Annotated in this window: 26 protein-coding genes and 1 pseudogene; 18 read left to right on the forward strand and 9 right to left on the reverse strand. The window is 70.0% G+C overall.

Translation table 11 applies throughout. The features are described from left to right. Positions 1 to 63 precede the first annotated feature (63 nt). Positions 64 to 528, forward strand: a complete 465-nt coding sequence (locus QQA12_RS10605; protein WP_054666728.1) for a DUF4442 domain-containing protein — start codon at positions 64 to 66, stop codon at positions 526 to 528. Positions 529 to 597: 69 nt separating this feature from the next. Here QQA12_RS10605 and QQA12_RS10610 read toward each other — a convergent pair whose 3' ends face one another. After that, positions 598 to 1,953, reverse strand: coding sequence for a hypothetical protein (locus QQA12_RS10610; RefSeq protein ID WP_226049271.1), 1,356 nt, complete (start codon positions 1,951 to 1,953; stop codon positions 598 to 600). Between the two features lie 128 nt (positions 1,954 to 2,081). Between QQA12_RS10610 and QQA12_RS10615 the strand changes: the two genes are divergently transcribed. From QQA12_RS10615 to rnfB, 9 genes and pseudogenes are all read left to right on the forward strand, one after another. Next, entirely contained in the window at positions 2,082 to 2,759 is a 678-nt protein-coding gene (locus QQA12_RS10615) for a DUF502 domain-containing protein (protein ID WP_054666732.1), read from the forward strand. Between the two features lie 140 nt (positions 2,760 to 2,899). Beyond that, positions 2,900 to 4,810, forward strand: coding sequence for a DUF885 family protein (locus QQA12_RS10620; protein ID WP_226049272.1), 1,911 nt, complete (start codon positions 2,900 to 2,902; stop codon positions 4,808 to 4,810). A 29-nt stretch (positions 4,811 to 4,839) separates the two neighbouring features. Continuing rightward, the gene (locus QQA12_RS10625) at positions 4,840 to 5,898 is read left to right on the forward strand and encodes a serine hydrolase domain-containing protein (RefSeq protein ID WP_226049273.1); all 1,059 of its coding nucleotides are present in this window, start codon (positions 4,840 to 4,842) and stop codon (positions 5,896 to 5,898) included. Continuing rightward, a complete protein-coding gene (locus QQA12_RS10630; RefSeq protein WP_225546633.1) occupies positions 5,895 to 6,284 on the forward strand; it encodes a VOC family protein in 390 nt (129 codons plus the stop codon). Before QQA12_RS10625 ends, QQA12_RS10630 begins: the two co-directional genes overlap by 4 nt. A 59-nt stretch (positions 6,285 to 6,343) precedes the next feature. Continuing rightward, positions 6,344 to 6,538: pseudogene (locus QQA12_RS10635) on the forward strand (hypothetical protein); the annotation flags it as partial. Positions 6,539 to 6,659: 121 nt separating this feature from the next. After that, on the forward strand, positions 6,660 to 7,106 hold the full coding sequence (locus tag QQA12_RS10640) for a DUF2147 domain-containing protein (RefSeq protein ID WP_056931491.1): 447 nt from the start codon (positions 6,660 to 6,662) through the stop codon (positions 7,104 to 7,106). Between the two features lie 125 nt (positions 7,107 to 7,231). After that, entirely contained in the window at positions 7,232 to 9,310 is a 2,079-nt protein-coding gene (gene metG / locus QQA12_RS10645; protein WP_226049275.1) for a methionine--tRNA ligase, read from the forward strand. A 130-nt stretch (positions 9,311 to 9,440) separates the two neighbouring features. After that, positions 9,441 to 10,031 (forward strand): HAD family hydrolase, encoded by a 591-nt coding sequence (locus tag QQA12_RS10650; protein WP_054666745.1) that lies wholly within the window; start codon positions 9,441 to 9,443, stop codon positions 10,029 to 10,031. 8 nt (positions 10,032 to 10,039) lie between these two features. Then, complete coding sequence (gene rnfB, locus QQA12_RS10655) at positions 10,040 to 10,456, forward strand: Rnf electron transport complex subunit RnfB (RefSeq protein WP_082394069.1); 417 nt, start codon at positions 10,040 to 10,042, stop codon at positions 10,454 to 10,456. Between the two features lie 63 nt (positions 10,457 to 10,519). Here rnfB and QQA12_RS10660 read toward each other — a convergent pair whose 3' ends face one another. The 4 genes from QQA12_RS10660 to QQA12_RS10675 form a co-directional block, all read right to left on the reverse strand. Continuing rightward, the gene (locus QQA12_RS10660; RefSeq protein ID WP_226049276.1) at positions 10,520 to 11,824 is read right to left on the reverse strand and encodes an aminotransferase class V-fold PLP-dependent enzyme; all 1,305 of its coding nucleotides are present in this window, start codon (positions 11,822 to 11,824) and stop codon (positions 10,520 to 10,522) included. A gap of 2 nt (positions 11,825 to 11,826) precedes the next feature. Continuing rightward, entirely contained in the window at positions 11,827 to 14,208 is a 2,382-nt protein-coding gene (locus QQA12_RS10665) for a TonB-dependent receptor (protein ID WP_226049933.1), read from the reverse strand. A gap of 150 nt (positions 14,209 to 14,358) precedes the next feature. After that, positions 14,359 to 16,500, reverse strand: coding sequence for a bifunctional 23S rRNA (guanine(2069)-N(7))-methyltransferase RlmK/23S rRNA (guanine(2445)-N(2))-methyltransferase RlmL (gene rlmKL / locus QQA12_RS10670; RefSeq protein WP_226049277.1), 2,142 nt, complete (start codon positions 16,498 to 16,500; stop codon positions 14,359 to 14,361). A gap of 115 nt (positions 16,501 to 16,615) precedes the next feature. Next, on the reverse strand, positions 16,616 to 17,143 hold the full coding sequence (locus tag QQA12_RS10675) for a hypothetical protein (RefSeq protein ID WP_226049278.1): 528 nt from the start codon (positions 17,141 to 17,143) through the stop codon (positions 16,616 to 16,618). 50 nt (positions 17,144 to 17,193) lie between these two features. Here QQA12_RS10675 and QQA12_RS10680 point away from each other — a divergent pair, with 50 nt between their 5' ends. Continuing rightward, positions 17,194 to 17,751: an N-acetylmuramoyl-L-alanine amidase gene (locus tag QQA12_RS10680; protein ID WP_226049279.1), complete on the forward strand. Its 558-nt coding sequence runs from the start codon at positions 17,194 to 17,196 to the stop codon at positions 17,749 to 17,751. A 38-nt stretch (positions 17,752 to 17,789) separates the two neighbouring features. Here the strand turns inward: QQA12_RS10680 and QQA12_RS10685 are convergent, their stop codons facing one another. From QQA12_RS10685 to QQA12_RS10695, 3 genes are all read right to left on the reverse strand, one after another. Beyond that, positions 17,790 to 18,692, reverse strand: a complete 903-nt coding sequence (locus QQA12_RS10685) for a sulfurtransferase (RefSeq protein WP_056931485.1) — start codon at positions 18,690 to 18,692, stop codon at positions 17,790 to 17,792. After that, entirely contained in the window at positions 18,689 to 19,492 is an 804-nt protein-coding gene (locus QQA12_RS10690; RefSeq protein ID WP_054666757.1) for a CoA pyrophosphatase, read from the reverse strand. Before QQA12_RS10690 ends, QQA12_RS10685 begins: the two co-directional genes overlap by 4 nt. A 143-nt stretch (positions 19,493 to 19,635) precedes the next feature. Continuing rightward, positions 19,636 to 20,337, reverse strand: a complete 702-nt coding sequence (locus QQA12_RS10695) for an FKBP-type peptidyl-prolyl cis-trans isomerase N-terminal domain-containing protein (RefSeq protein ID WP_054666758.1) — start codon at positions 20,335 to 20,337, stop codon at positions 19,636 to 19,638. A gap of 166 nt (positions 20,338 to 20,503) precedes the next feature. On the opposite strand from QQA12_RS10695, the gene QQA12_RS10700 reads away from it, so the two are divergent. The 6 genes from QQA12_RS10700 (at position 20,504) to QQA12_RS10725 (ending at position 22,844) form a co-directional block, all read left to right on the forward strand. Then, entirely contained in the window at positions 20,504 to 21,286 is a 783-nt protein-coding gene (locus QQA12_RS10700; protein WP_054666759.1) for an enoyl-CoA hydratase-related protein, read from the forward strand. Positions 21,287 to 21,297: 11 nt separating this feature from the next. Next, complete coding sequence (locus QQA12_RS10705; protein WP_226049280.1) at positions 21,298 to 21,648, forward strand: hypothetical protein; 351 nt, start codon at positions 21,298 to 21,300, stop codon at positions 21,646 to 21,648. A gap of 146 nt (positions 21,649 to 21,794) precedes the next feature. After that, positions 21,795 to 22,430: an endonuclease III gene (nth, locus tag QQA12_RS10710; RefSeq protein WP_226049281.1), complete on the forward strand. Its 636-nt coding sequence runs from the start codon at positions 21,795 to 21,797 to the stop codon at positions 22,428 to 22,430. Between the two features lie 39 nt (positions 22,431 to 22,469). Then, complete coding sequence (locus QQA12_RS10715; protein WP_226049282.1) at positions 22,470 to 22,568, forward strand: hypothetical protein; 99 nt, start codon at positions 22,470 to 22,472, stop codon at positions 22,566 to 22,568. Between the two features lie 39 nt (positions 22,569 to 22,607). After that, positions 22,608 to 22,706 carry a hypothetical protein gene (locus QQA12_RS10720; RefSeq protein ID WP_225546636.1) on the forward strand — a complete coding sequence of 33 codons (99 nt, stop codon included), beginning with the start codon at positions 22,608 to 22,610 and terminating at the stop codon, positions 22,704 to 22,706. Between the two features lie 39 nt (positions 22,707 to 22,745). After that, positions 22,746 to 22,844, forward strand: coding sequence for a hypothetical protein (locus tag QQA12_RS10725; RefSeq protein ID WP_226049283.1), 99 nt, complete (start codon positions 22,746 to 22,748; stop codon positions 22,842 to 22,844). 132 nt (positions 22,845 to 22,976) lie between these two features. Here QQA12_RS10725 and QQA12_RS10730 read toward each other — a convergent pair whose 3' ends face one another. After that, positions 22,977 to 24,230, reverse strand: coding sequence for a porin (locus QQA12_RS10730; protein WP_226049284.1), 1,254 nt, complete (start codon positions 24,228 to 24,230; stop codon positions 22,977 to 22,979). Between the two features lie 257 nt (positions 24,231 to 24,487). Between QQA12_RS10730 and pstS the strand changes: the two genes are divergently transcribed. Beyond that, entirely contained in the window at positions 24,488 to 25,501 is a 1,014-nt protein-coding gene (gene pstS / locus QQA12_RS10735; protein ID WP_054666765.1) for a phosphate ABC transporter substrate-binding protein PstS, read from the forward strand. The last annotated feature ends 1 nt before the right edge of the window (position 25,502 follow it).

Genomic DNA, 25,502 nt, shown 5'->3' on the forward strand with positions numbered 1-25,502 from the left:
AGCCACCTCACCATACGGGTGCGAATGCTAGACTCCCCGTCCCCCTGTACGCCCCACTCCGCCATGAAAGCCAGCACGTTCCGCCTCGGCATCAACCTGTGGCCGCCGTTCCTGTTCACAGGCATCCATGTCGCCGAGATCCATGCCGACTACCGCTATGTGCGCGTGGAACTGCGCGAGCGCCCGTGGAACGTCAATTACGTACGCACCCATTTCGGCGGCAGCCTGTTCGCCATGACCGACCCGTTCTGGATGCTGTGCCTGCTGCACAACCTGGGGCGCGACTACTACGTGTGGGACAAGGCCGGGGAGATCGAGTTCATCAAGCCCGGCAAGGGCACCGTCACCACCGAGTTCCGGCTCGACGCGGCCACGCTCGAGGAGGTGCGCGCGGCCACCGCCGAGGGCGCCAAGCACCTGCGCTGGTTCAGCAATGACGTGCTCGATGCGCAGGGCGAGGTGGTCGCACGCGTCCGCAAGCAGGTCTATGTGCGGCCCAAGCCTGAAGCGCGCCAAGCGCGCGGGTAGCCACGGCAGTGACCGCGGAGACGCGCGGCAGGCGCTGCGCGGTCGCGGCGCAGGCCACCCGGCCGCGTTTCAGGGGCTGGATGCGGCCAGCGGCAACGGCATCCGCAGCACCTGCCCCTGCCTGGCATAGGCCGGCGTTTCCAGCGCGGTGCCGTCGGCGGACAGGGTGATGGGTCGGTGTGCGCTGCGCAGCCCGGCAGGCAGCTCGCGCAGGCGCGCGCTCACCGCTTCGGCGTCCTGCAATGCCTGTCCGCGCATCCACAGTACCGCCTGCAGCAGCCGCAGCTGCGCGGCGGCATCCTGTTCCCGGTACAGGTATCCCGTGTAGGCGGGGCCGGCGATTTCGCTGAGGATGCAGCCGATGGCGTTGGTCAGGCACTGCGGCTGCCACCACGCCGCGGCCGGCAGGGACGGCAGCGGCACCCTGCGATCCTCGGCCACGGCCTGGCGTGCAGCCGGGAGGCAGGGCCAGGCAAGCGCCTCGGCCTGCCTCGCAAGGGTTTTGCGACCGTTGTATAACAGCCTGCCCGAGCGCGGGCCAGCCTCGATCTTGCGGTCCATCAACAGCGCGAAGCGTTGCTGCATGGCGAATTCCCCGCGCATGCCGTTGCAGACGGCGGCCTCGTCCGCCGACAGCGGCGCGAACGCCGTGGCGCACCCCGATGGCAACGGCGCGTCCGCCGGGAGCTCGGCCAGCACCGCAGCGAACAGCTCCGCATTGGCCCGCAGCATGGCGATGCCCATCATCGTGGCCAGCAGGTTGTCGCCGTGCGCCATCAGCATGCGTCCGCTCCCGGCATCACGGCACAGCCCGGCCAGGGCACGCGCACTGTCGCCCTGCACGTGGGCCAGTGCATGCGCGCCCAGGGGAACCGCCAGCGGACCCAGCACCGGCCAGGGACCGGGCGTCGCCTGTACCAGCGGCGAGCGGTAATGCCCATGCGCCGCCAGTTCGTCCATGCGCGACAGCAGCGTGGCCCGCGTCGCCAATGCGGCGGCCACGGCCTCGGGCGCGCGGCGCACCCGCTCCAGGCAGGTGGCGGCATCGCGGAAACCGCACAGCGCCGGGTCGGCAGTGGGCGTCTGCGCCGCCCCGTCCACCGGCAGGGGCGGCGGCACGCCCGCTTCGCTTTCGGCGTCGCCGCGGATGAAACCGGGCGCGTAGCTGGCGTCGTACCACGCCTGGAACCGGCGGGTGTGTTCATCCACCTGCGCCTGCCTGTGCACCAGCGGGGCTTGCATCTCCAGCGTCGCCAGGGTGACGTAGGCGTTGCTGCCGGGCAGGTCGTGCGGTGCCTCCAACGCGGCCAGCGCGCGCTGCTGCGCCGCGGATGGCGGCCATACCCAGGAGACCAGCAGCGCCACCAGCACCAGCAGCACCAGTCCGACCACACCCGCCACCACGCGTCCCAGCGTCCTGCCCATTGCATTTCTCCCTGGTGTCATGCCGCCTTCCGTGGGCGAACGCGGCGCAAGCACTGTTACATATACGGCAACGCAGCGGCGCGCAATCGTCATGCCCGGCTGCATCGCCGCACCGCTACAATCGGCGGATGTCGCCCGAAGCTTCCGCCGTCCCCCACCGCCCCTCCCTGCAGCGCCTGTTCCTGACCGGATTGCTGACCCTGCTGCCGATCTGGCTGACCTGGGTGGTGATCAAGTTCGTGTTCGTGCTGCTGTCCGGCATCAGCAGTCCGCTGGTGGTGCCGCTGTCCGAACGCATCGCCGCCTCCTTCCCGCATTACCTGGGCTGGGTACGGGTGGAATGGATGCAGGATGTGTTCGCCCTGCTCGCCACGCTGCTGGTGATCCTGCTGGTGGGCGTGCTCAGCCGCCGCGTCATCGGCCAGCGCCTGCTGCGCTGGTTCGGCGCGGTGATCCGCCGCATCCCGCTGGCCAGCATCATCTACGACAGCGCCAAGAAGCTGCTGGACATCCTGCAGACCCAGCCGGGCAGCACCCAGCGCGTGGTGCTGATCGACTTCCCGCACCGCGAAATGAAATCGGTGGGCCTGGTGACCCGCGTCATCCGCGAACACGGTACCGGCCGCGAACTGGCTGCGGTGTACGTGCCGACCACGCCGAACCCGACCTCCGGCTACCTGGAAATCGTGCCGGTGGAGCTGCTGACCCCGACCGACTGGACCGTGGACCAGGCCATGAGTTTCATCATCTCCGGCGGCGCGGTGGCCCCGGACAGCGTGCCGTTCACCCGCGCCGGCGAGCGCTGAAACGCCGCCCGCCAGGGCAGGAACATGGGGCGCCAGGCAGGCAATGGGGGTGACTGCCGCCTTTATCCGTTGCCGGTTCCTCTTCACTAGTTCCTGCCGCTGAGGCAAGCTCCCGGGCCTGTGCGTTTCCGGAACCACCGATGACCTCCAGCCCGCTTCGCTTTCTGGCGCTTGCCATGGCCTCCGTCCTGATGTTCTCCGCCGCCGCGCCCGCCGAGGCGGCGAAGAAGAAGAGCCAGCGCCCGACCGCGACGCAATCGCGCACCGCCAAGCCCAAGGCACGCGGCAGCAGGCCCCCGGCGCGTCCGGCGCCCCGTCCGGCGCGCGCGCCGCTGCCGGTCACCCAGGACAAGGCCACCCGCCTGAACCGGCTCTACGATGAGTACTGGGATGCGTCGATGCGGCTGAACCCGCTGCAGGCCACGTTCCAGGGCGACCCACGCTTCAACGACCAGCTGCCCAACTTCCTGTCGCCGGCCTCACGCCGGCAGGCGCATGAATTCATGGTCGAATGGCAGGGCAAGGCCGAGGCGCTGGGCAAGGAAGGCCTGCAGGGCCAGGACCTGCTCAGCTACGAGATCTTCGTGCGCGACGCGCACATCTCGCTGGCCGCCGAGCAGTACCCGTCGTGGATGCTGCCGATCAACCCCTACAACAACCTCGCCAGCATCATCGCGGTGCTCGGCTCGGGGGCCGGCGCGCAGCCGTTCCGCACGGTGAAGGACTACGAGAACTGGTCGCGGCGCTCGCTCGGGGTACCGGCATTGTTCGACCAGGCCATCGCCAACATGCGCGAAGGCATGGCCGCCGGCGTGGTGCAGCCGCGCGCGCTGATGGAAAAGGTGCTTCCGCAGCTGGACGCGGTGATCACCCCGACCGCCGAGGAGAGCATCTTCTGGGCGCCGATCCGCAACATGCCGGAGGATTTCCCGGCCGCGGACCGGGAACGATTGAGCGCCGAGTACAAGCGCATGATCGAGTACCGGCTGTTGCCGGCCTACCGCGCCCTGCGCGGCTTCATCGCCACCCAGTACCTGCCCGCCACCCGCGCCAGCGACGGCCTCGGCGCCCTGCCCGGTGGCCAGGCCTGGTACGCGCACACCATCGCCGGGTTGACCAGCGCCTCGCGCACGCCGGCCGAGATCCACGCGCTCGGCGAGCAGGAGGTCAAGGACCTGCAGGAGCGCATCGCCCGGGTGATGAAGGAAGCGAAGATCCGCGGCTCGATGCAGAAGGCGTTCAACGCCATGCGCAACGACCGCCAGTTCACCTTCCGCGACGAGGCCGCGCTGCTGGCGCGCTACCGCGAGGTCGGCCAGCAGGTCGATGCGGCGCTCCCGGTATTGTTCGCCACCCGTCCCAGGGCGCCGCTGCAGGTCCAGCCGGTGGCGGCCGAGCACGCGCTGACCGCCAGCGCCGCCAGCTACCAGCCGCCGTCGCCGGCCGACGGCAGCCAGCCCGGGGTACTGCAGGTCAACACCCGCGACCTGCCGTCGCGCAAGCGCTGGGCGGTGCCGATGCAGTACCTACACGAAGCCATCCCCGGCCACCACCTGCAACTGGGCCTGCAGCAGGAACTGTCCACACTGCCGCGCTTCCGCCGGCTCGGCGGCGACGTCGCCTTCATCGAGGGCTGGGGCCTGTACGCCGAATCGCTGGGCGATGAAATGGGCCTGTACCGCGACCCCTACGACCGCCTCGGCTACCTGCAGACCACCCTGCTGCGCACCGTGCGGCTGGTCGCCGACACCGGCCTGCACGCGGCCGGCTGGAGCCGCCAGCAGGCGATCGACTACATGGTGAGGAACGCCGACATCAGCGCCGCCGACGCCGCCGCGGAGGTCGAGCGCTTCATGGCGCTGCCCGGGCAGACGCTGGCCTACCGGGTGGGCGAGATCAAGATCCGCCGTCTGCGCGAGAAAGCGCAGGCGGCGCTGGGCGAGCGCTTCGATCCGCGCGAGTTCCACGACGAAGTACTGAAGGACGGCTCGATGCCGCTGGATATTCTGGAAGCGAAGATCGACCGCTGGATCGCCAGCAAACAGAACTGACCCTGCAAGGAGCCGCCATGCTGCCGTGGATGTCCCGACTCGCCCCGCTGTGCCTGTTCGCGTTGTCCACGGTCGCCGGCGCCGCGCCGCTGGCGCCACTCGATGCCGGCATCGACGGCCTGATGCAGCGCTACGACGGCCGCGTGCCCGGTGCCGCGGTACTGGTGCTCAAGGACGGGCAGCCGGTGTTCCGCCGCGGCTACGGGCTGGCGGTGGTGGAGGACGGCACGCCGGTGTCGCCGGCCACCAACTTCCGGCTGGCGTCGGTGAGCAAGCAGTTCACCGCCGCCGCCATCCTGCTGCTGGCCGAGGACGGCCGGCTGTCCATCGACGACCCGCTGAAGAAATGGCTGCCCGGCCTGCCGGCGGTGGCCGACGCGATGACCCTGCGCCAGCTGCTCAGCCACACCAGCGGCCTGCTCGACTACGAAGACCTGATGGACCCGGCCGACACGCGCCAGGTACACGACATCGACGTACTGCATCTTCTGCAGAAGGAGAACCGCACCTATTTCGCGCCGGGCAGCAGCTACCGCTACAGCAACAGCGGCTATGCGCTGCTCGCGCTGGTGGTCGGCAAGGCCTCCGGCAGCGACTTCGCCAGCTTCCTGCGCCAGCGCATCTTCCTGCCGCTGGGCATGACCGCCACCTTCGCCCACCAGGACGGCGTGGACGAGGTGCCCGACCGCGCCTACGGCTACAGCCAGATCGACGGCCACTGGCAGCGCACCGACCAGAGCACCACCAGCGCGGTGCTCGGCGACGGCGGCATCTATTCCTCCATCGACGACCTGGCCAGGTGGGACGCCGCGCTCTACGACGAGCGCCTGCTGCGCCGCGCCTCGCTGCAGCAGGCCTTCAGCGCGGCCACGGCGACGCCGGAACCCGACGTGCCGCACTACGGCTTCGGCTGGCGCATCAACGGCGACGCCCTGTGGCACAGCGGCGAGAGCATCGGCTTCCGCAACGTGATCGTGCGCTACCCGAAGCAGAAGCTGACGGTGGTCGTGCTGAGCAACCGCAACGACCCGGAACCCTATGCGCTGGCGCTGCAGATCGCCCGGCGCTGGCAGGAACCCGGGCAGTGAAGCTGGCGGGGATCCACCATGTCGCGCTGATCGCGTCGGACTACCCGCGCTCGCGCGACTTCTACACCCGCATCCTCGGGCTGGAGGTGGTCGCCGAGCACTTCCGCGCCGAGCGGCAGTCGTGGAAGCTGGACCTGCGCCTGCCCGACGGCACCGGGCTGGAACTGTTCTCCTTCCCCGCGCCCCCCGCGCGCCCCAGCCGCCCGGAAGCGCGGGGCCTGCGCCACCTCGCGTTCCGGGTCGCCGCGCTGGACCCGGCCATCGCCCACCTGCAGGCCCAGGGCGTGGCCTGCGAACCGGTGCGCGTGGACGAGTACACCGGCCGCCGCTTCACCTTCTTCGCCGACCCCGACGACCTGCCGCTGGAACTGTACGAAAGCGGCTGAGCCGCGTGCGGTCACATCGCCGCCCCCGGCACGTCATTGCTCCCAATGACTTCCGGCGCGTGTTCGCGAAGGGCACCTCGGGCAAGGAACGCGACGAGAAGGTGCTGTACCTGCAGCGCCACCACGTCACCACGGCCGCGCCGGAGTTCACCGTGACCGTCGACGGGCGCCCGGACGAGGTGGGCTTCGACCCCTACAACAAGCTGATCGACCGCGTGTCGGCCGACAACCGCAAGCGGGTCGGCTACCGCTGACGGTGCTGATCCGATCCTGACCGGGCGTGCTGCGGTGCGGATTCCGTACCGCAGCGAATGGGTATACATTCGCCAGCATCCGGTTGCACCGGACCACGCCATCCGCCCTGGGAGGGGACACATGCGCAAGACCTTCAAGACCCTGTTGCTGGCCCTGCCACTGGCCATGGCCGGCATCACCGCCGCGCAGGCCGACAACGCCAGTGCCGAAGGCCGCTGGCGGCAGATCGACCCGGATACCCACCGTGCCAAGTCGATCGTCGAGATCAGCCGCACCAGCAACGGCGCGCTGCACGGCCGGATCATCGAGCTGCTCAACCCCAGCCGCCCCAACCCGACCTGCGACAAGTGCAGCGACGACCGCAAGGGCAAGCCGATCACCGGCATGGAGATCATCCGCGGCATGCGCGCCGACGGCGCCAACAAGTGGAGCGGCGGCAGCATCCTCAAGCCCGACGAGGGCAAGGTCTACAAATCCAAGATGGAGCTGATCGAAGGCGGCCGCAAGCTGCAGGTCTCCGGCTGCATTGCCTTCATCTGCAAGTCGCAGGTGTGGGAACGGATGTAACCCACCCCCTCGGCGCCTCCCGCGAAACCCGGCCCAGGCCGGGTTTCGCGCTTGCGGGGCGGGTTTACCGGTCGCCACGGCGCGGCATGCGATAATCGGCGGTCCCCCTGTTCTCCCCAACGGCCATGACCCGTACCGCGCTCGTCACCAACGCCCTGCCCTATGCCAACGGCCCGCTGCACCTGGGCCACCTGGTCGGCTACATCCAGGCCGACATCTGGGTACGCGCGCGCCGGCTGATGGGCGGCAAGGTCTGGTACGTCTGCGCCGACGACACCCACGGCACGCCGATCATGCTGGCCGCGGAAAAGGCCGGGGTCAGCCCGGAGACCTTCATCGCCAACATCCAGGCCGGCCACGAGCGTGATTTCGCTGCCTTCGGCGTGGATTTCGACCACTACGACTCGACCAATTCGGCCGCCAACCGCGAGCTGACCGAGGCGCTTTACAAGCGGCTCGACGCCGCCGGCCATATCAGCCGCCGCTCGGTGGCGCAGTTCTACGACCCGGCCAAGGGCATGTTCCTGCCCGACCGCTACATCAAGGGCACCTGCCCGAAGTGCAAGTCGCCGGACCAGTACGGCGACAACTGCGAGGTCTGCGGTGCCACCTATGGCCCGACCGACCTGATCGACCCGAAGTCGGTGGTGTCCGGCGCGACGCCCGAGATCCGCGATTCGGAGCATTACTTCTTCGAGGTCGGCCGCTTCCAGGACTTCCTGCGCGACTGGCTGGCCGGCGACGTCGCCCTGCCCGGGGTGAAGGCCAAGCTGGCCGAATGGCTGGACGCCGAAGGCGGCCTGCGCGCCTGGGACATCTCCCGCGACGCGCCCTATTTCGGCTTCGAGATCCCCGGCGCGCCGGGCAAGTACTTCTACGTGTGGCTGGACGCGCCGATCGGCTACCTGTCCAGCTTCCGCAACCTGTGCGCGAAGACCGGCGACGATTTCGACGCGGTGCTGGCCGCCGGCAGCGACACCGAACTGCACCACTTCATCGGCAAGGACATCGTCAATTTCCACGGCCTGTTCTGGCCGTCGGTACTGCACGGCGCCGGCCTGCGCGCGCCGACGAAGCTGCACGTCAACGGCTACCTGACCGTGGACGGCGCCAAGATGAGCAAGTCGCGCGGCACCTTCGTCATGGCCCGCACCTACCTGGACGTGGGCCTGGCACCGGAAGCGCTGCGCTACTACTTCGCGGCCAAGTCCTCCGGCGGCGTCGACGACCTGGACCTGAACCTGGCCGACTTCACCGCGCGGGTGAACGCCGACCTGGTCGGCAAGTTCGTCAACCTCGCCAGCCGCTGCGCCGGGTTCATCAGCAAGCGCTTCGACGGCCGCCTGGCCGACGCGCTGCCGGATCCGGCCCAGTACGACCGCTTCGTCGCCGCGCTGGCGCCGGTGCGCGAGGCATACGAGCGCAACGATCCGGCCGCCGCGATCCGCCTGACCATGGCGCTGGCCGACGAGGCGAACAAGTACATCGACGACACCAAGCCGTGGGTGATCGCCAAGCAGGATGGCGCCGACGCCGAACTGCAGGCGGTCTGCACCCAGGGCCTGAACCTGTTCCGCGTGCTGGTGGCCGCACTCAAGCCGGTGCTGCCGGCCACCGCGCTGCAGGCCGAGGCCTTCCTCAATGCGCCGATGCACGGTTGGGCCGACATCGACGCCCCGCTCACCGCCCACACCATCGCCACCTACGTGGCGCTGTTCACCCGTATCGACCCCAAGATGATCGACGCCATGACCGACGCCTCCAAGGACACCCTCGCCGCCGCACCCGCCGCCGACGCCAAGCCGGCCAAGGCCGAAAAGCCTGCGAAGGTCGAAGCAAGGGGTGAGGCCAAGGCCGAAGGTGAAGCCCCCGCGTACATCGGCATCGATGACTTCGCCAAGCTCGACCTGCGCATCGGCAAGGTGCTCGAATGCGGTTTCGTCGAAGGTTCGGACAAGCTGCTGCGCTTCCTGCTCGATGCCGGCGACCTCGGCCAGCGGCAGATCTTCTCGGGCATCCGCGGCAGCTACGGCGAGCCGGAGAAGCTGGTCGGCCGCAACGTGGTGTTCATCGCCAACCTGGCGCCGCGCAAGATGCGTTTCGGCCTGAGCGAGGGCATGATCCTGTCGGCCGGCTTCGATGGCGGCGCACTGGCGCTGCTCGACGCCGATGCCGGCGCGCAGCCGGGCATGCCGGTACGCTGACGCCGGCCGCGGTACGGCCGGGGGCCCCGGGCCTGCGCGTGCCGGCCCGGGGCCGCGCTCCGCGCCTGTCATTTCCCCGGCTGCTTCGCGTCCCCTTTGCCAGAGAAGGCCCCGCATCGGCACTGGAACCATGGAACTGGCCCTGTTCGATTTCGACCACACCATCACCGTCTGCGATACCTACAGCCGGTTCCTGCGCCGCGTGGCCACGCCCGAGCAGCGCGCGCAGGCATGGTGGCGCATCGGCCCGTGGCTGCTGGGCTACCGGCTGAAGCTGGTCTCCGCCACCCGCATCCGCCGCCGCGTCACCGCGCAGGTGTTCAGCGGCCGCCATGCCGGCGAGATCGCGCAGATGGCCGCCGACTATGCGCGCGACCACCTGCCCGGCATGGTGCGCCCGGAGATGCTGGAGCAGATCCAGTGGCACAAGGCGCAGGGCCACACGGTGGCCGTAGTCTCGGCCTCCATCGACCTGTACCTGCAGTCGTGGTGCCGGCAACTGGGCCTGCAGCTGATCTGCAACCGGCTGGAGGTGCAGGACAACCGCCTGACCGGGCGCTACGCCGAAGGCGATTGCGGGCCGTGCAAGGTCGCGCATATCCGGCAGCGTTTCGACCTGGGCGCATTCCGGCGCATCCACGCCTATGGCGACAGCGGCGAGGACAGGCCGATGCTGGCACTGGCGCACGAACGCTGGTACCGCGGCAGACCCGCTTCCTGACCACACGCATGCACGATACGCAGGACAACCTGATCGAACGCCTGGACCGGGTGCTGCCGCAGACCCAGTGCGGGCAGTGCGGCTACGACGGCTGCCGCCCGTATGCCGAGGCGATGGCGCGCGGCGAAGCCGGCATCGACCACTGCCCGCCCGGCGGCGACGCCGGCGCACGCACGCTGGCGCACATCCTCGGCGTGCCGGCGCGGCCCTACGACCGCGGCCGCGGTGCGCACATCCCGGCGCAGGTCGCGGTGATCGTCGAAGCCGACTGCATCGGCTGCACCAAATGCATCCAGGCCTGCCCGGTAGACGCCATCGTCGGCGGCGCCAGGTTCATGCACACGGTGCTGGCCGGGCTGTGCACCGGCTGCGAACTGTGCATCCCGCCCTGCCCGGTGGATTGCATCGTGCTGCAGCCGGCGTGACCGCCCCGCGGCCGTGGGGCTGTATCCCCGCCCCACGGCCGTCCCGCATCCCCATGCATTCCTTCAGGCGGCACCGGCAAGCCTGCGCAGGCCCGCCACCAGCCGGTCCATCTGCGCCGGCGCGGTGAAGATGCCCGGCGTGACCCGCACGCAGGCGCCATGCGCCAGTCCGTCGCGGTGCACGGTGAACACCCCGTGCTCCTCGAGCAGGCGCCTGGCCACGCCGATGTTCTGCTCCAGCGTGACCTGTCCCGACAGCCGGAACGACGCGATCGCGCTGCTCAGCCGCGGCTCGTCCGGGCCCAGCAGCTGCAGCCCCGGCAGCGCGCGCACCGCGTCGCGCCAGTGGTCGCGCAGGCGCAGCAGGCGCGCCCGCTTGGCCGCGGTCCCGATGCGCTGGTGGAACGCCAGCGCCGCCGGCAGCGCCAGGAACGCGGCGAAGTTGGCGGTGCCGGTGTGCACGCGGCTGGCGATGCCACGATCCGGATCGCCCATGTAGGGGTCGATGTCGGCTACCCGCCCGCGACGCACGTACATCGCCCCCACGCCTACCGGTGCGCCGATCCACTTGTGCAGGTTGATGCCGGCGAAATCCGCGCCCAGCGCATCGATGCGGGTCTCGACCTGGCCGATGGCGTGGGCGGCATCGACGATCACGTCCACGCCGCGGGCGCGGGCCATGGCCGCTATCTCCGCCACCGGCAGCAGCATGCCGTTGCGGTGGTTCACCTGGGTCAGCAGCATCAGTTTCAGGCGCGGGTTGCGCTGCAGCGCCTGCGCGTAGGTTTCCAGCACCTGCGCATGGCCGCAGGGCTCGGGCAGGGCGATCGCCACCGGCTCGACCCCGCGCCGCGCGCGCAGCCAGCGCATCGCGGTGATGGTGCTGTCGTAGTCGATGTCCGCATACAGCACCTGGTCGCCCGGCCGCAGCCGGTTGTAGCCGCCGATCAGCGCCTGCAGCGCTTCGGTCGCGCCACGGGTAAGCACCACCTCGTCCTCGCCCACGCCGAGAAAGCCGGCCAGCTGGCGCTGCACCTCGCGCATGCGTTGCGGGAACACCACCCGCCCGAACCAGGCGTTGCCCCGGTTCACTTCGGCGGTGGCCTGCGTGTACGCCTGCAGCACCGGCCGCGCCATCGCGCCCCAGTAGCCGTTGTCGAGCATGACCACCTCGTCGCCGAGGTCGTACTGGGCGGCCACCGCCGCCCAATAGGCCTCGTCGCCGGCCAGTTGCGCCGGCGACCTGCCGGCCGGCGCCTCCGGCAGGTCCGGCACGTCCGCGGTGGCCGCGGTGGCCGCCGTCACCGCGCCGACAGCCAGTGGCATCAGCGCGGCACCGCGCAGCAAGCGTCGTCGCCCGCCGTCCATGCTCAGAACTTCACCCGGTATTCGGCATAGACGTTGCGCCCGTCGGTGTCGTACGGCGCGTTGCGCGAATACACCAGGCCGCGGCTGGCCTGGAACACCGCCTCGTCCGGATAGCGGTCGAACAGGTTGTCGGCACCGATGCGCAGGCTGTTGCCGGCGTTGAAGCGGTAGGCCAGCGCCAGGTCGAAGAACTGCATGTCGCCGAAGCGCTGGAAGATGTCGCCGGTGGCGTTGCCGGTGGAGTCGGTCCAGGCGCCGTAGTGGCGCAGCTTGGCCAGCACGCTCCAGTTGCCGATGGCGTAGTCGGCGCTGAACGTGCCCTTCTGCCGCGGCAGGCGTTCCTCGAAGATCACCCGCTGGGTCTGGCTGGTGGCGACGCTGGTCGCGCCCTTGTCCACCTGCGTGCGGTTGTAGTTCCAGCCCAGGGTCAGGTTGAGCCGGCCCGGGCCGGCGTCGCCCACCCAGCTGCCGACCAGGTCCACGCCGCGCGTGGTGGTGTCGAAATCGTTGGTGAAGTAGCTGACCGAGGTGTACCCCATCGGGTTGGGGATGCCGGCCGGGATCTGGAACGCGGCGGACTGGCTGAAACGGTCGGTGACCTTGATGTCGTACAGGTCCACCGAACCGGAAAGGCCCGCATCGTTGCGCCAGGCCAGGCCCAGCGAGGTGGTGCGCGACTGCTCCGGCTTGAGCGCGCTGGCGCCCAGCTGCCGCGCCAGCGGATCGCTCGGCGACAGGCGCCCGGAGGTGAACACCTGCAGCGTCACCGTGTCCAGGCCCTGCACGGTGCTGGTGGTGTACAGCTGGCCCGGGGTCGGTGCGCGGAAGCCGGTGGACACCGAGCCGCGCAGCGCCAGCGCCGGGGTGACCTCGAAACGGGTGGAGAGCTTGCCGTCGAGGGTGCCGCCGAAGCTGGAGAAGCGCTCGTAGCGCGCGGCCGCACCGACGTTCCAGCGCGTGCTCAACGGCGCCTCCACGTCCACGTAGGCGGCATGGCTGCGCTGACTCCAGCGCCCGGCGTTGTCCGGGCCGAAGCCCGGCGCGCCGTTGGAGTTGCCCGCCAGTCCGGCCGCCGCGCCCGGGCCGATCGCGTACGACGCCGGATCGCCGGCATCCACGCCGTAGGTTTCCTCGCGGAACTCGGCGCCGAAGGCGATGTTCAGCGGCGCCGCCAGCACCGCCAGCGGCAGGCCGTAGACGAAATCGGCGTTGACGTTCTTCTCCACCTGCGACAGCCGCCCCAGGTAGAACGAGGTCGGGCTGGCCGGGCCCAGCGAGGCGTTGATCGACTCGTCCAGGGTGTACTCGATGCGGTTGCGGCCATAGGCGCCGCTGACGTCCCAGCTCAGGTCGGGGGTGAACTGGCCGCGCACGCCGGCCACCAGCTGCAGGTCGTCGTAGTCGCTGCCGTACTTGGGCGAAAAGCCGGTCGGGTACAGGCTGCGCACGTCCCAGCCGGGGAACACCGCGGTCGGCTTGTACACCGAGGCGGTGCCGTCGGGATTGCGCCAGTTGAAATCGCTGACGCCCTCGCCGCTGTTGTACAGGCCATGGGCATAGGCCTCGGCGGTCTGTCCGAACGGCAGCTTCAGGTTGAAGCCCAGCCGCCGGTTCTCCAGGTCGGGCTGGCCCCAGCGCTGCACCGGATCGGGCACCTGCAGCTCGGGATGCGCGTTCTGGAACGCGATCGCGTCCGGGCGCTGGCGGCTGCGCGAGGTGGCATCGGAGCTGTCGTAGTCGAGGAACAGCGACAGCACGCCGGCCTGCCCCAGGCCGACGCCGGTGCGGGCACCGAAGCGGCGGCCGCTGCCGTCGCCCTCGGCGTACTCGGACACGCCCAGCGTGAACTCGCTGCCGATGCTGTCGTCGAGGATGATGTTGATGACGCCGGCGATGGCATCGGAACCGTATTGCGCCGAAGCACCGTCGCGCAGCACCTCGATGCGTTTGATCGCGCTGGTCGGGATCTGCGAAAGATCCGGCCCCTGCGCACCGCGCGAGCCGAGCAGCGCCGAGCGATGCATGCGGCGGCCGTTGACCAGCACCAGGGTCTGGTCCGGCGACAGGCCGCGCAGGGTGGCCGGACGCACGAACACCTGGCCATCTGCCATCGGCAGGCGCTGCACCACGAACGACGGCACCAGCTGCGCCAGCACGTCGGACAGGTCGGTCGATTCGATCGCCTGGATTTCCTCCCGCGAGAACACGTCCACCGGCGCCAGCGTATCGAACTGGGTACGGTTGGAGCCGCGCGTGCCGGTGACGATCATCGCGTCCAGCGTGGTCGGCGCGGCGACTTCGCCGGCAACGGCAGTGGCCGAGTCGGCGGTATCGGCGCGCGCATCGGCGCAGGCAAGGGGAAACAGGATGGCGGCAACGGCCATCGGCAGCAGGCAACGCTTCACGGGGCACTCCGGTATGCGGGAAACGGGCCGGCGGCGCCGACCCGGGACGCGCATGATCGGCGCACCGCGTTTCCCGTAGATGACAGGCGCGCGCACCGGTTGCGTTGCACGCGCGTCATCGCGGAGCGTTCACTCCAGCCGCTGCAGCTCCCACGCGCGGTGGATGCGCGCATTGCGTTCGAAATCCGGGCCGATGGTCCTGGCACTGATCTCGCGGCAGCGCGCGAACCCGGCGATCGCGTTCTCTTCCAGCTTGAAGCGGCGGAAGTTGTTGGAGAAATACAGCACGCCGCCCGGCGCCAGCCGCGCCACCGCCGCGCGCAGCAGGCGCAGCTGCTCGCGCTGCACGTCGAAGTCCTCGGCGCGCGCGGAGTTGGAGAAGGTCGGCGGGTCGCAGAAGATCACGTCGTAGCGGCCCTGCTCGGCCTCCAGCCACTTGACCGCATCGGCCTGCACCAGCTGGTGGCGGCTGCCGCCCATGCCGTTCAGCGCCAGGTTGTCGGCGCACCACTGCAGGTAGGTGCCGGACAGGTCGACGCTGGTGGTCGAGGCCGCACCGGCCACCGCCGCTTCCACGCTCGCCACGCCGGTGTAGCAGAACAGGTTGAGGAAACGCTTGCCGCGCGCCTGCTCGGCCATGTGCCGGCGCAGCGGGCGGTGGTCGAGGAACAGGCCGGTATCCAGGTAATCGAACAGATTCACCCGCAGCAGCGCGTCGTTCTCACGCACCAGGATGAACTCGCCGCGCTGCTCGAAGCGGCCGTACTTGCTGCCGCCCTTGCCGCGCTCGCGCGACTTCAACGCCACCTGCTCGGGCGGCACCTCGAACACATCGCGCGCGGCGGCCAGCAGCTCGTTGCGGCGGCGGCGCACGTCGGCATCCGGAATCGCCGCCGGTGCCGCGTACTCCTGCACGTGCAGGAAGGTGCGGCGCTTGCCGCCGTCCTCCTGGTAGACGTCGATCGCCGCCGCGTACTCCGGCAGGTCGGCGTCGTAGGCACGGAAGCAGCTCACGTTCTCGCGCGCGCGCCAGCTCTTGAACTTCTTCAGGTTCTTGCGCAGGCGGTTGGCCACCATCTGCGCGCCCTCGCTGAGCTCGCGCGGCTGGCCGTCGTCCGCGCGCCCGGCCACCGCGATGGGGTCGCAGACGATCAGCGTGCACTCGATGGCACCGTTGAACATCTGGTAGGTCCTGCGCGCGCGCAGGCCGGTGGCGAAGGCCAGCTCGGCATTGCCGCACAGCAGGCTGGCGCGCCACTGCGGCACGGTGCGCTTGAGCGCATCGCCGAGGCGCCGGTACAGCGCGGCGTCGGCGGCCAGGCGTTCGTCATAGGGCGGGTTGCAGACCACGCAGCCGTTCTCCTGCGGCGGCACCTGCAGGTCGGCCACGTCGCGCACGCCGAACCAGATCGCCTCGCCGACACCGGCTTCCTCGGCGTTCTGCCTGGCCGCGCGGATCGCCTGCGGATCCAGGTCGCTGCCATGGATGACCTGCCTGAGCGCGGCGCGGCCGATGCGCTCGCGCTCGCGCGCCTCGGCCATCAGTTCGCGCCACTGCACCTGGTCGAAACCGCGCCAGCGGCTCGGCGGCAGGCTGCCATGGCGCTGCAGCCCGGGCGCGACGTCGGCAGCCATCAGCGCACCTTCGATCAGCAGCGTGCCGCCACCGCACATCGGGTCGAGCAGGCCGCCGCCTTCGGCATGGATCTTCGGCCAGCCGGCGCGCAGCAGCACCGCCGCAGCGAGGTTTTCCTTGAGCGGCGCGTCGTTCTGCGCCAGGCGCCAGCCGCGCCGGTGCAGCGAACCTCCGCCGAGGTCGATGGAGATCGTGGCGCGGCCCTTGCGCAGCGACAGGTTGATGCGCACGTCCGGCAGCTCGACGTTCACCGACGGCCGCTCCAGCCCTTCCCCGCGCAGGCGGTCCACCACCGCGTCCTTGATCCGCTGCGCGGCGAAGCGCGCGTGGGTGATGGCGGTACCGGAAACATGCGCGTCCACCGCCAGGGTCAGCTCGGCATCCAGATGCGCTTCCCACGGCATCGCCAGCACGCCCTGGTACAGCGCGGCCTCGTCCGGGCAATCGAACTCGGCCAGCGGCCACAGTACACGGCTGGCCAAGCGCGACCACAGCACCACGCGCTGGGCGTCGCGCAGTTCCCCTTCGGCATTGACCCCGGCGATGGTGGCGGTGGCCCTGGGCAGACCGAGCGCCAGCAGTTCGTCGGCCAGGAGGTACTCCAGGCCCTTGGCGCAGGAAACGAAGAATTTCACGGGGGAACGATCACAGGAACGGCGGCGGCGCCGGGGCGCGTATTGTACGGGGCATTGCCCGCCTGCCCCGGACAGGCCGCCGGCGGGCCGGCCCGGCCACGCACCCGGGCCCTGCCTAGACCCGCTGCAGCAGGGCCTCGAACTCGTGCGCGGCCGCCTGCACGTGGTTCTCCAGGCGGTGCCCGTCATCGACCAGCAGCAGCCGCGCGGCGCGGGCCTGCGCCCAGGCGATCACCGCGGCCGGCGGGATCAGTTCATCGCCCCAGGCATGCACCACGCTGGTCGGTACCGGCGCGGCATCCAGCGCCGGCATCGGCCCCATCCGGGTCGGCGGCACCATCAGGAACAGCCCCCGCACCGGTACCTGCAGCGAGGCGATGGCCGAGACGTAGGCGCCAAGGCTGGACCCGGCCAGCACCACCGGGCCACGGCGGGCGGCATCGGCGGCCAGGCGGACCAGGCGCTGCAGGCGCGCGGGCACATCGCCCACTTCGCTGACCTCGCGGCGGGCATCGAGATCGGTGTAGTCGGGGCGCTCGTGGCTCCAGCCCAGGCGCTGCGCCACCTCGGCCAGCGCGGTGACCTTGGTCGCATCGGGACCGCTCTCGAAACCGTGGGAAAGAATGCAGTGGCCGCGGCTCATGGGGCACCGTAGGACGAAGCGGAACGGGGCGGCAATGCTAGCATCGGTCGATGCACGCCATGCCCGCGATCCACATCGATCCCCTGCCCTACGAACCGCTGCTGGCGCTGCGCGAAGCAGCGGCGGTCGACCTGGTGGTGATCCACTGCACCGAGCTGCCGGACCTGGCCATGGCGCGCCAGTACGGCGAACGCGTGCTGTACGACAGCGGCACCGGCAACAGCGGCCATTACTACATCGACCGCGACGGCAGCATCCACCAGTACATCGCGCCGGAACGCAGCGCCCACCACGTGCGTGGCATCAATCCACGCGCGCTCGGCATCGAACTGGTCAACAGCGGCCGCTATCCGCATTGGCTGGATTCGCGCCACCAGGCGATGCACGAGCCGTATCCGCAGGCGCAGGTCGACGCCCTGGTGGCGCTGCTGCGCTGGCTCCCGCAGCGCCTGCCGGCACTGCGCTGGATCGCCGGCCACGAGGACCTGGACACCGAGCAGGTGGCGGCCAGCGACGATCCGTCGCTGCGGGTGCCGCGCAAGCGCGACCCCGGCCCGCGCTTCCCGTGGGACGAGGTGCTGGCGGCGGTACCCCTGCAGCGCATGTAGGCGCGCGCCGGCGTTCGCGGCAGCGCCGTCGCGTACCGCTAGGAGCGCTCGACCGGGCGCGACGGATCGGACGACCAGCCGCTCCAGGAGTCGGCGAACACCCGCACGCCGCCCAGGCCGGCGACTTCAAAGGCCAGCGCCAGGTGGCAGGCGGTGACCCCGGAACCACACATCACCACCGCATCGCCCGGCGCGTGCGCGCCCAGCAGCGGCTGCAGTTCGGCGCGCAGTTCCGCCGCCGGGCGGAACCGGCCATCGCGCAGATTGAGCGCGAACGGGCGGTTCAACGCACCGGGCACATGCCCGGCGACGCGGTCCAGCGGCTCCACCTCGCCGCGGTAACGCTCGCCGGCGCGCGCGTCGATCAGCCAGCCGGGCGCCTGCCCCAGGCGCGCGGCGATTTCATCGGCATCGGCCACCTGGGCCAGGTCGAAGCGCCCCGGATACGGCGGCAGCGCCTGCACCTGCGGTGGATCGGCCACCACCGGCTGCGCGGCGGCTTGCCAGGCCGCCAGCCCGCCATCGAGCACCGCGACCCGGCGGTGGCCGATCAGCCGCAGCAGCCACCACAGCCGCGCCGCGGCCATGCTGCCGTCGCCGGCGTCGTAGACCACCACCTGGGTGTCGGGGCCGATGCCCCAGCGCCCCAGGGTGGCGGCGAAGGCATCGCTGTCCGGCAGCGGATGCCGGCCATGGCCCTGCCGCGACAGGTCGGACAGATCGCGGTTGAGATCGGCGTACACCGCACCCGGCAGATGCCCCGCCGCGTACTGCGCGGCGCCGGACTGCGGGTCGGCCAGCGCGAAACGCGCGTCCACCAGCCGCGGGGCGGTGCTGGCCGTGGCGCGCGCGTCGAGCAGGCGCGGGGCTGCCGCGGCAAGGGCGGCGGCAAGCGACGCGGCGTCCACCAGCGTGGTCCACGGCGGGTCGATGGCATTCATGGGGTCTGCTCCAGTCGGCGACGCAGGTTGTAGAGGATGGCCGCGGTGGCGCCCCAGATGCGCTGGCCCGGCCAGGTGTACTCGAGCACGTGGCGGACCCGCCCGCGATGGTCGATCTCGACCTGGCGCAGGTTGGCCGGGTCCATCAGGAAATCCAGCGGCACCTCGAACACCTCGGCCACTTCCGCCGGCTGCGGTACCGGCACGAACGCCGGGTCGATCACCGCCACCACCGGCGTGACCCGGAAGCTGGAAATGGTCACGAACGGATCCAGGTAGCCCAGCGCCTGCACCCGCTCGTACGGCAGCGCGATCTCCTCGCCGCTCTCGCGCAGCGCCGCCGCCACCGGGTTGCGGTCGCCGGGTTCGATGCGCCCGCCGGGGAAGCCGACCTGGCCGCCATGGTTGCGCAGCGTCTCGGTACGGCGGGTCAGCAGCACCTGCACGCCCTGCGGCCGCGGCACCAGCCCGGCCAGCACCGCCGCCTCGGCCGGTGGCCCCGGCGGCAGCAGGTCGGCCAGTTCACCGTAGTTCCAGCCCTTGTCGGTCGGTGCGGCAGCGAGCGGGTTCAATGCGCGCAGCAGGCGTTCGTGCCCGGGCAACGCCGCGGCCAGCGAACCGGCGTCGCGCGCGCGTGCCGGCAGCACGTCCTGCATCAGCTGCCGGCGCTGGTGCTCGCTCATGCCCATCCAGCCGCCGATCTCCTCGCGCGTGCGCAGGCAGCCGCGACAGCGGCCGGCCCGGTCCAGCGAACAGATTCCGATGCAGGGACTGGAAATGGCACGGCGCATGGCATCCATCGATCACGACACTCCCAAGCCTACTGCAACCGCCGGCAACGCGACGGTGGCTGCACGGACGGACCTGCGCCGCGGGGACCGCGGGCCGCACAAACGAAAACGCGCCGGTGGAGGCCACCGGCGCGTCGTCGCATCACTACGGGTTACTTGACGCTGACCAGCTTGATCTCGAACTGCACGGCCACGTTCGGCGGGAACGGGGTGCGCGGATCGGCACCGTAGGCCTTTTCCGGCGGCAGGGTGACTTCCCACTTGGCGCCGGTCGGCATCTGCAGCAGGGTATCGCGCATGGCCTGCATTTCCACTTCGCTGACCTTGATCGACGGGATCTGCTGCGCCGGGCGGGCTTCCTGCGGACGCTGGCCGTACGGGAACGGACCGGCCACTTCCAGTGCCACGGTGCTGGCCTGGGTCGGCTTGGCGCCGGCACCGGCCTCGATCACGCGGTACTGCACGCCGCTGGGCAGGGTCTGCACACCGGCCTTGGCCTTGTTGGCGGCCATGAACTGGTCGCTGCGGGTCTTGTTCTCGGCGGCGGCCTTTTCGTACTCGGCCTTGGCGGCCTGGGCACGACCCTGCTCGCGCTTCTGGAACGCCTCCACGGCCGGCTTCAGCTGGTCGCTGGTGATCGCCGGCTGCTTCTTCGCGTAAGCGTCCTGCAGGCCCTTCACCACCGAGGCGATGTCCAGCTGTTCGCCGCGGCCGGTGAGCTCGGCCAGGTTGTTGCCGTAGTCGTATCCGAAGTAGTAGCTCAGCTTGCCCTTCTCGGACGAGACGTCCTGGGCGATTGCAGTGCCGGTGAGGGCCAGAGCGGCCACGGCGACCGCGATAGAACGCAACTTCATCAAACAGTTCTCCAGGAAAGATGTCTCAGGGCAACCATGCCGCTAGAGGCGACGGGTTAGGATAGCCGCCACAACGGCGGACCGCCACTGACGACAAGGGCTTCTGACCAACGGTCGTGGCTGGAGTTCCCCAATCACTTTTTCTTAACTTTTTCCTGGAGTCAGCATGTCAGAGGCACCGGTTTCGATCAGCACCCGCGATGGCGTGCGCACCATCACCGTGCAGCGCCCGGAAAAGCTCAATGCGCTCAACCGCCAGACCCTGGAAGCGCTGGATGCGGCGTTCGCCGAGGCTGCCGCGGCCGGCGACGTCCGGGTCGTGATCCTGACCGGTGCCGGCGCCAAGGCCTTCGTGGCCGGGGCCGACATCGCCGAGATGAACGGCCTGAGCGCGGTGCAGGGGCGCGACTTCTCCCTGCTCGGCCAGCGCCTGATGCGGCGCATCGAGCGCATGCCCAGGCCGGTGATCGCGATGGTGAACGGATTTGCCCTGGGCGGCGGCCTGGAACTGGCCATGGCCTGCCACCTGCGCATCGCCGCCGACAGCGCCAAGCTCGGCCAGCCGGAGATCAACCTCGGCCTGATTCCCGGCTTCGGCGGCACCCAGCGCCTGCTGCGCCTGGCCGGCCGCGCCGCCACCCTGGAGCTGTGCCTGCTCGGCGCGCCGATCGACGCCACCCGCGCCCAGCAGCTGGGCATCGTCAACCGCGTGGTCGCCGCGGCCGACCTGGAAGCGGAAACCCTGAAGATCGCCACGCAGCTGGCCAAGGCCGCGCCGCTGGCCCTGCGCGGCATGCTCGATGCGGTCAACGTCGGCGGCGAATGCGGCATCGAGGAGGGGCTGGAATACGAAAGCGCGCAGTTCGGGCTGATGTTCTCCACCCAGGACATGCGCGAGGGCACCCGCGCCTTCCTCGAACGCCGCGCCCCGGAATTCCAGAACTGCTGACCCGCGCCGTGATGCACGCTCCCTCCGCACCCCCCCGGCAGCTGCTGCAGTACGTGCTGGACGACGACCTGGACGCCGCACTGGACGCAGGCCTGATGGACTACGCGCCACAGCCCGGCGACGCGGCGCTGGACCCGCGGCACCCGGACCTGCCGCAACGGCTGGCGCAGGCCCAGCAGCGCCTGCGCACGGCCTGGGCCGCGCGCGCGCGCTACCGCGCCCGCGCCGTGCGCCTGGCACGCCGCGCCGCCGAGCGCGAGGCACGCCGCGCACCGCCACCGGCCCCGGACCGCAAGCCCGCCCTGCCCCCGGCCGCGGCGGCCATCCTGGCCCGTGCCCAGGCAAAGGCGAGGCAGCCATGACGCAGCCGACGAAGCCGGCGACACCCCGCGTCCGGGCCAAGGCGGGGGCCACGACCCGGGCCGATGCGGAGACCGCGGCGAAGACCAGGCACCCACGCCCGGCACCGGCATCCCGCCCGGTCGCGCGCGCGTCCCGCGCCAGGCGCATGAACGGCGCGGAAGTGCGCGAGATGTTCACCCGCCTGCGCGAACTGAATCCGCACCCGACCACCGAGCTGGAGTACCGCACGCCGTTCGAACTGCTGGTGGCGGTGACGCTGTCGGCGCAGGCCACCGACGTCGGCGTGAACAAGGCGACCCGCAAGTTGTTCCCGGTGGCCAATAACGCGCAGGCCATCCTCGCCCTGGGCGAGGACGGGCTGAAGCCCTACATCTCCACCATCGGCCTGTTCAATGCCAAGGCCAGGAACGTGATCGCCGCCTGCGCGATCCTGGTCGAGAAGCACGGCGGCGAAGTGCCCGCGGACCGCGCAGCACTGGAAGCCCTGCCCGGGGTCGGCCGCAAGACCGCCAACGTGGTGCTCAACACCGCCTTCGGCGAACCGACCATGGCGGTGGACACCCATATCTTCCGCGTCTCCAACCGCACCGGGCTGGCGCCGGGCAAGGACGTGCGCGCGGTGGAGGATGGCCTGCTGAAGGTGATTCCGGGGGAGTTCCTGCAGGATGCGCATCATTGGCTGATCCTGCATGGCCGCTACGTATGCAAGGCGCGCAAGCCGGATTGCCCGCAGTGCGTCATCCGTGACCTGTGCCATTACAGGGACAAGACCGTCGCCTGATGCGGCGGCAGGGCCAGCCGCGGGCGCGGCATCGACCCAATGGCGCCGATCCGTCGCTGCGGGCCGGCACGCAAGCCGGATTGTCCGCAGTGCTTCATCCGCGACCTGTGCCATTACAAGGACAAGACCATCGCCTGATGCGGCGGCAGGGCCAGCCGCGGACGCGGCATCGACCCGATGGCGCCGATCCGTCGCTGCGGGCCGGCACGCAAGCCGGACTGCCCGCAGTGCGTCATCCGCGACCTGTGCCATTACAGGGACAAGACCGTCGCCTGATGCGGCGGCAGGGCCAGCCGCGGGCGCGGCATCGACCCGATGACGCCGATCCGTCGCTGCGGGCCGGCACGCAAGCCGGACTGTCCGCAGTGCGTCATCCGCGACCTGTGCCATTACAGGGACAAGACCCCCGCCTGAGCTGGCGGCAGGGCCAGCCGCGGGCGCGGCATCGACCCCGATGATGCCGATCCAATGCTGCGGGCCGCTTGCCGGAAACGAAGACGGCGGGCCGAAGCCCGCCGTCGTGTGCCTGTGGCGTGGTGCCTGACCTCAGAACTTCAGGTCGCCCCAGATGCCCAGTTCCTTGGTCTTGGTCTGCGACGGGCTGGCCAGCGAACCCACGGTGGCGTCGGTGTCCTTGTACACCGCGGCCAGCTTGAAGTTCTTCAGCACCGGGTACTCGACGCCGACGTTCCAGTACGTGTCCTCGCGGAACGGGTTGAGCGTCTTGCTGGTGTCGGTCTTGTCGTAGCGGCCGAACACGCTGACGTCGCCATTGGCGGTCTGCGCCAGGCGCACGCTGCTCCACAGCGACCAGCCCGTGGCCTTGTCGCTGACCGCCGGCACCGCCGTCTGCTGCACCTGCCCCAGGTTCTTGGCGGTGAAGTACTCGCCACCCAGGCGGAACATCGGGCCGGCATAGGCCACCATCACGTCGCCGCGGCTGTAACGCTTCTCGGCGTCGTTGTTCTGCTTCTCCTGGCCCAGGTAGCCGCTGTAACCGCCAACGGCGACCGCGAACTCGGGCGTGATCTCCCACGCCAGGCGGCCTTCCACGTCCACGCCCTTGCTGCGGCTCGGATTCTTGTAGCCGGCACCGTTGACCACCGCCACGGCGTAGTTGAAGCCGTTGCCGAGGTCGCCGCTGGCGTGCGCGCCCCAGTCGGCCGAGTTGGCGTACTTCAGGCGGTCGGTCAGGGTGTTCTCGACATAGCGCATGCCGTAGTACTTCTCGACGTAACCGGTCCACGGCATGCCCGCCGCACCGACCTTCAGCACGAAGGCCGGGTCGAACGTGCCCTGCACATAGGCGTTCTTGATGAACAGCTCGGTATTGCCGATGGCCGAGCTGTACTGGAAGTCGGTGGTCAGGTTGGCCGACCAGATATCGTTGAACTTGTGGTCGACGGTCAGGTAGAAGCGCTTGACGTCGAAGCCGGTGCCGGTGGCATCGGTCTTCTTGCCGTTGGTCTTCTGGTCGATGCTGCTGACGTCGAAGAACATGCGGCCGCCGATCTTGTTGTCATTGACCAGCTTGGCCAGCTTGTCGACGTTGGTCTGGGTCTTCTGCGCCGATTCCAGCGCCTGCGCCTGGGTGATGTTCACTTCCGACTGCGCGTCGGACTGGGCCTGGAGCGATTCGGACTGGGTCTGCAGCTGTTGCACCTGCGCCTGCAGGGCGGCGATCTGCGCCTGCAACTGCTCGATCTGCGCGGGAGTCACGGCGGGACCGGCAGCAAGGGCCGGCGCCGAGGCCAGGCCGAGGCTGGCGGCGACTGCCAGGGCGAGCGAATGGGAACGCATCGGGGATCTCTCCAAGGGATGTGGAAGGGCTTCAGGTGGACGCCCGTCCAGCACGACCGCCGGGCAAGCGTTTTGCGAAGATTCCGTTAATCATGTGACAGCAATGCGACAACACGATGACGCGGGCGCGACAGCACCCAGCGTAGCGCCTGTCATCGAACCGTCATCGCCGGGTCGCAAAAGATTCATCGACAGCCCCTGCAATAGCGGTCTGCCGGCCAGCGCCGGTCACCATTACCCTCAGGAGCCACACCGCGATGTCTTCCTTCAAACTCCGCCTGCTCACCGGCGCCGCCATTGCCTCGTTCGCCCTGGCCGCGCAGGCCGCCGATATCACGGGCGCAGGTGCGTCGTTCGTCTTCCCGGTGATGTCCAAGTGGTCGGCCGACTACGCCACCGCCACCGGCAACAAGGTCAACTACCAGTCCATCGGCTCGGGCGGCGGCATCGCCCAGATCAAGGCGGGCACCGTCGACTTCGGTTCCTCCGATGCGCCGCTGAAGTCCGAAGACCTGGCGTCCTCGGGCCTGGCGCAGTTCCCGTCGGTGATCGGCGGCGTGGTGCCGGTGGCCAACGTGCCGGGCCTGCAGCCGGGCGCGCTGAAGCTGGACGGCCCGACCCTGGCCAACATCTTCCTGGGCAAGATCAGCAAGTGGAACGATCCGGCGATCGTCGCACTGAATTCCGGCCTGGCCCTGCCCGACCTGAAGATCACCGTCGTGCACCGCTCGGACGGTTCGGGCACCAGCTTCAACTACACCAACTACCTGTCCAAGGTCAGCGCCGACTGGAAGAAGCAGGTCGGCGAAGGCACCACCGTGCAGTGGCCGGTGGGCATCGGTGGCAAGGGCAATGAAGGCGTGGCCGCCTACGTCAAGCAGATCCGCGGCGGCGTCGGCTATGTCGAACTGGCCTACGCGCTGCAGAACCGCCTGGCCTACGCGCAGATGAAGAACGCCGCCGGCCGCTTCGTGCAGCCCAGCGACGACAGCTTCGCCGCCGCGGCCGCCAGCGCCGACTGGGCCAATGCCCGCGACTTCAACCTGGTGATCACCAACGCCCCGGGCGCCAACGCCTGGCCGATCACCGCCACCAACTTCATCCTGGTGCGCAAGCGCTCCAAGCCGGGCAGCCTGAAGAACACCACCGATTTCTTCCGCTGGGTCTACAGCAGCGGCAAGAACCAGGCCAAGGCGCTGGACTACGTTCCGCTGCCGGACACCCTGGTGCGCCAGATCGAGACCTACTGGAACCAGCAGAACCTGAAGTAAA

The sequence above is a fragment of the Stenotrophomonas sp. 17(2023) genome (assembly GCF_030345315.1).
Lineage (GTDB): Bacteria > Pseudomonadota > Gammaproteobacteria > Xanthomonadales > Xanthomonadaceae > Stenotrophomonas > Stenotrophomonas acidaminiphila.

Bases quoted from the DNA above. Each gene is read 5' to 3' on its own strand.
- QQA12_RS10605 (WP_054666728.1), top strand. From the start codon at position 64: ATGAAAGCCAGCACGTTCCGCCTCGGCATCAACCTGTGGCCGCCGTTC.
- QQA12_RS10610 (WP_226049271.1), bottom strand. From the start codon at position 1,953: ATGGGCAGGACGCTGGGACGCGTGGTGGCGGGTGTGGTCGGACTGGTG.
- QQA12_RS10615 (WP_054666732.1), top strand. From the start codon at position 2,082: ATGTCGCCCGAAGCTTCCGCCGTCCCCCACCGCCCCTCCCTGCAGCGC.
- QQA12_RS10620 (WP_226049272.1), top strand. From the start codon at position 2,900: ATGACCTCCAGCCCGCTTCGCTTTCTGGCGCTTGCCATGGCCTCCGTC.
- QQA12_RS10625 (WP_226049273.1), top strand. From the start codon at position 4,840: ATGTCCCGACTCGCCCCGCTGTGCCTGTTCGCGTTGTCCACGGTCGCC.
- QQA12_RS10640 (WP_056931491.1), top strand. From the start codon at position 6,660: ATGCGCAAGACCTTCAAGACCCTGTTGCTGGCCCTGCCACTGGCCATG.
- metG (WP_226049275.1), top strand. From the start codon at position 7,232: ATGACCCGTACCGCGCTCGTCACCAACGCCCTGCCCTATGCCAACGGC.
- QQA12_RS10650 (WP_054666745.1), top strand. From the start codon at position 9,441: ATGGAACTGGCCCTGTTCGATTTCGACCACACCATCACCGTCTGCGAT.
- rnfB (WP_082394069.1), top strand. From the start codon at position 10,040: ATGCACGATACGCAGGACAACCTGATCGAACGCCTGGACCGGGTGCTG.
- QQA12_RS10660 (WP_226049276.1), bottom strand. From the start codon at position 11,824: ATGGACGGCGGGCGACGACGCTTGCTGCGCGGTGCCGCGCTGATGCCA.
- QQA12_RS10665 (WP_226049933.1), bottom strand. From the start codon at position 14,208: ATGGCCGTTGCCGCCATCCTGTTTCCCCTTGCCTGCGCCGATGCGCGC.
- QQA12_RS10675 (WP_226049278.1), bottom strand. From the start codon at position 17,143: ATGAGCCGCGGCCACTGCATTCTTTCCCACGGTTTCGAGAGCGGTCCC.
- QQA12_RS10680 (WP_226049279.1), top strand. From the start codon at position 17,194: ATGCACGCCATGCCCGCGATCCACATCGATCCCCTGCCCTACGAACCG.
- QQA12_RS10685 (WP_056931485.1), bottom strand. From the start codon at position 18,692: ATGAATGCCATCGACCCGCCGTGGACCACGCTGGTGGACGCCGCGTCG.
- QQA12_RS10690 (WP_054666757.1), bottom strand. From the start codon at position 19,492: ATGGATGCCATGCGCCGTGCCATTTCCAGTCCCTGCATCGGAATCTGT.
- QQA12_RS10695 (WP_054666758.1), bottom strand. From the start codon at position 20,337: ATGAAGTTGCGTTCTATCGCGGTCGCCGTGGCCGCTCTGGCCCTCACC.
- QQA12_RS10700 (WP_054666759.1), top strand. From the start codon at position 20,504: ATGTCAGAGGCACCGGTTTCGATCAGCACCCGCGATGGCGTGCGCACC.
- QQA12_RS10705 (WP_226049280.1), top strand. From the start codon at position 21,298: ATGCACGCTCCCTCCGCACCCCCCCGGCAGCTGCTGCAGTACGTGCTG.
- nth (WP_226049281.1), top strand. From the start codon at position 21,795: ATGAACGGCGCGGAAGTGCGCGAGATGTTCACCCGCCTGCGCGAACTG.
- QQA12_RS10715 (WP_226049282.1), top strand. From the start codon at position 22,470: ATGGCGCCGATCCGTCGCTGCGGGCCGGCACGCAAGCCGGATTGTCCG.
- QQA12_RS10720 (WP_225546636.1), top strand. From the start codon at position 22,608: ATGGCGCCGATCCGTCGCTGCGGGCCGGCACGCAAGCCGGACTGCCCG.
- QQA12_RS10725 (WP_226049283.1), top strand. From the start codon at position 22,746: ATGACGCCGATCCGTCGCTGCGGGCCGGCACGCAAGCCGGACTGTCCG.
- QQA12_RS10730 (WP_226049284.1), bottom strand. From the start codon at position 24,230: ATGCGTTCCCATTCGCTCGCCCTGGCAGTCGCCGCCAGCCTCGGCCTG.
- pstS (WP_054666765.1), top strand. From the start codon at position 24,488: ATGTCTTCCTTCAAACTCCGCCTGCTCACCGGCGCCGCCATTGCCTCG.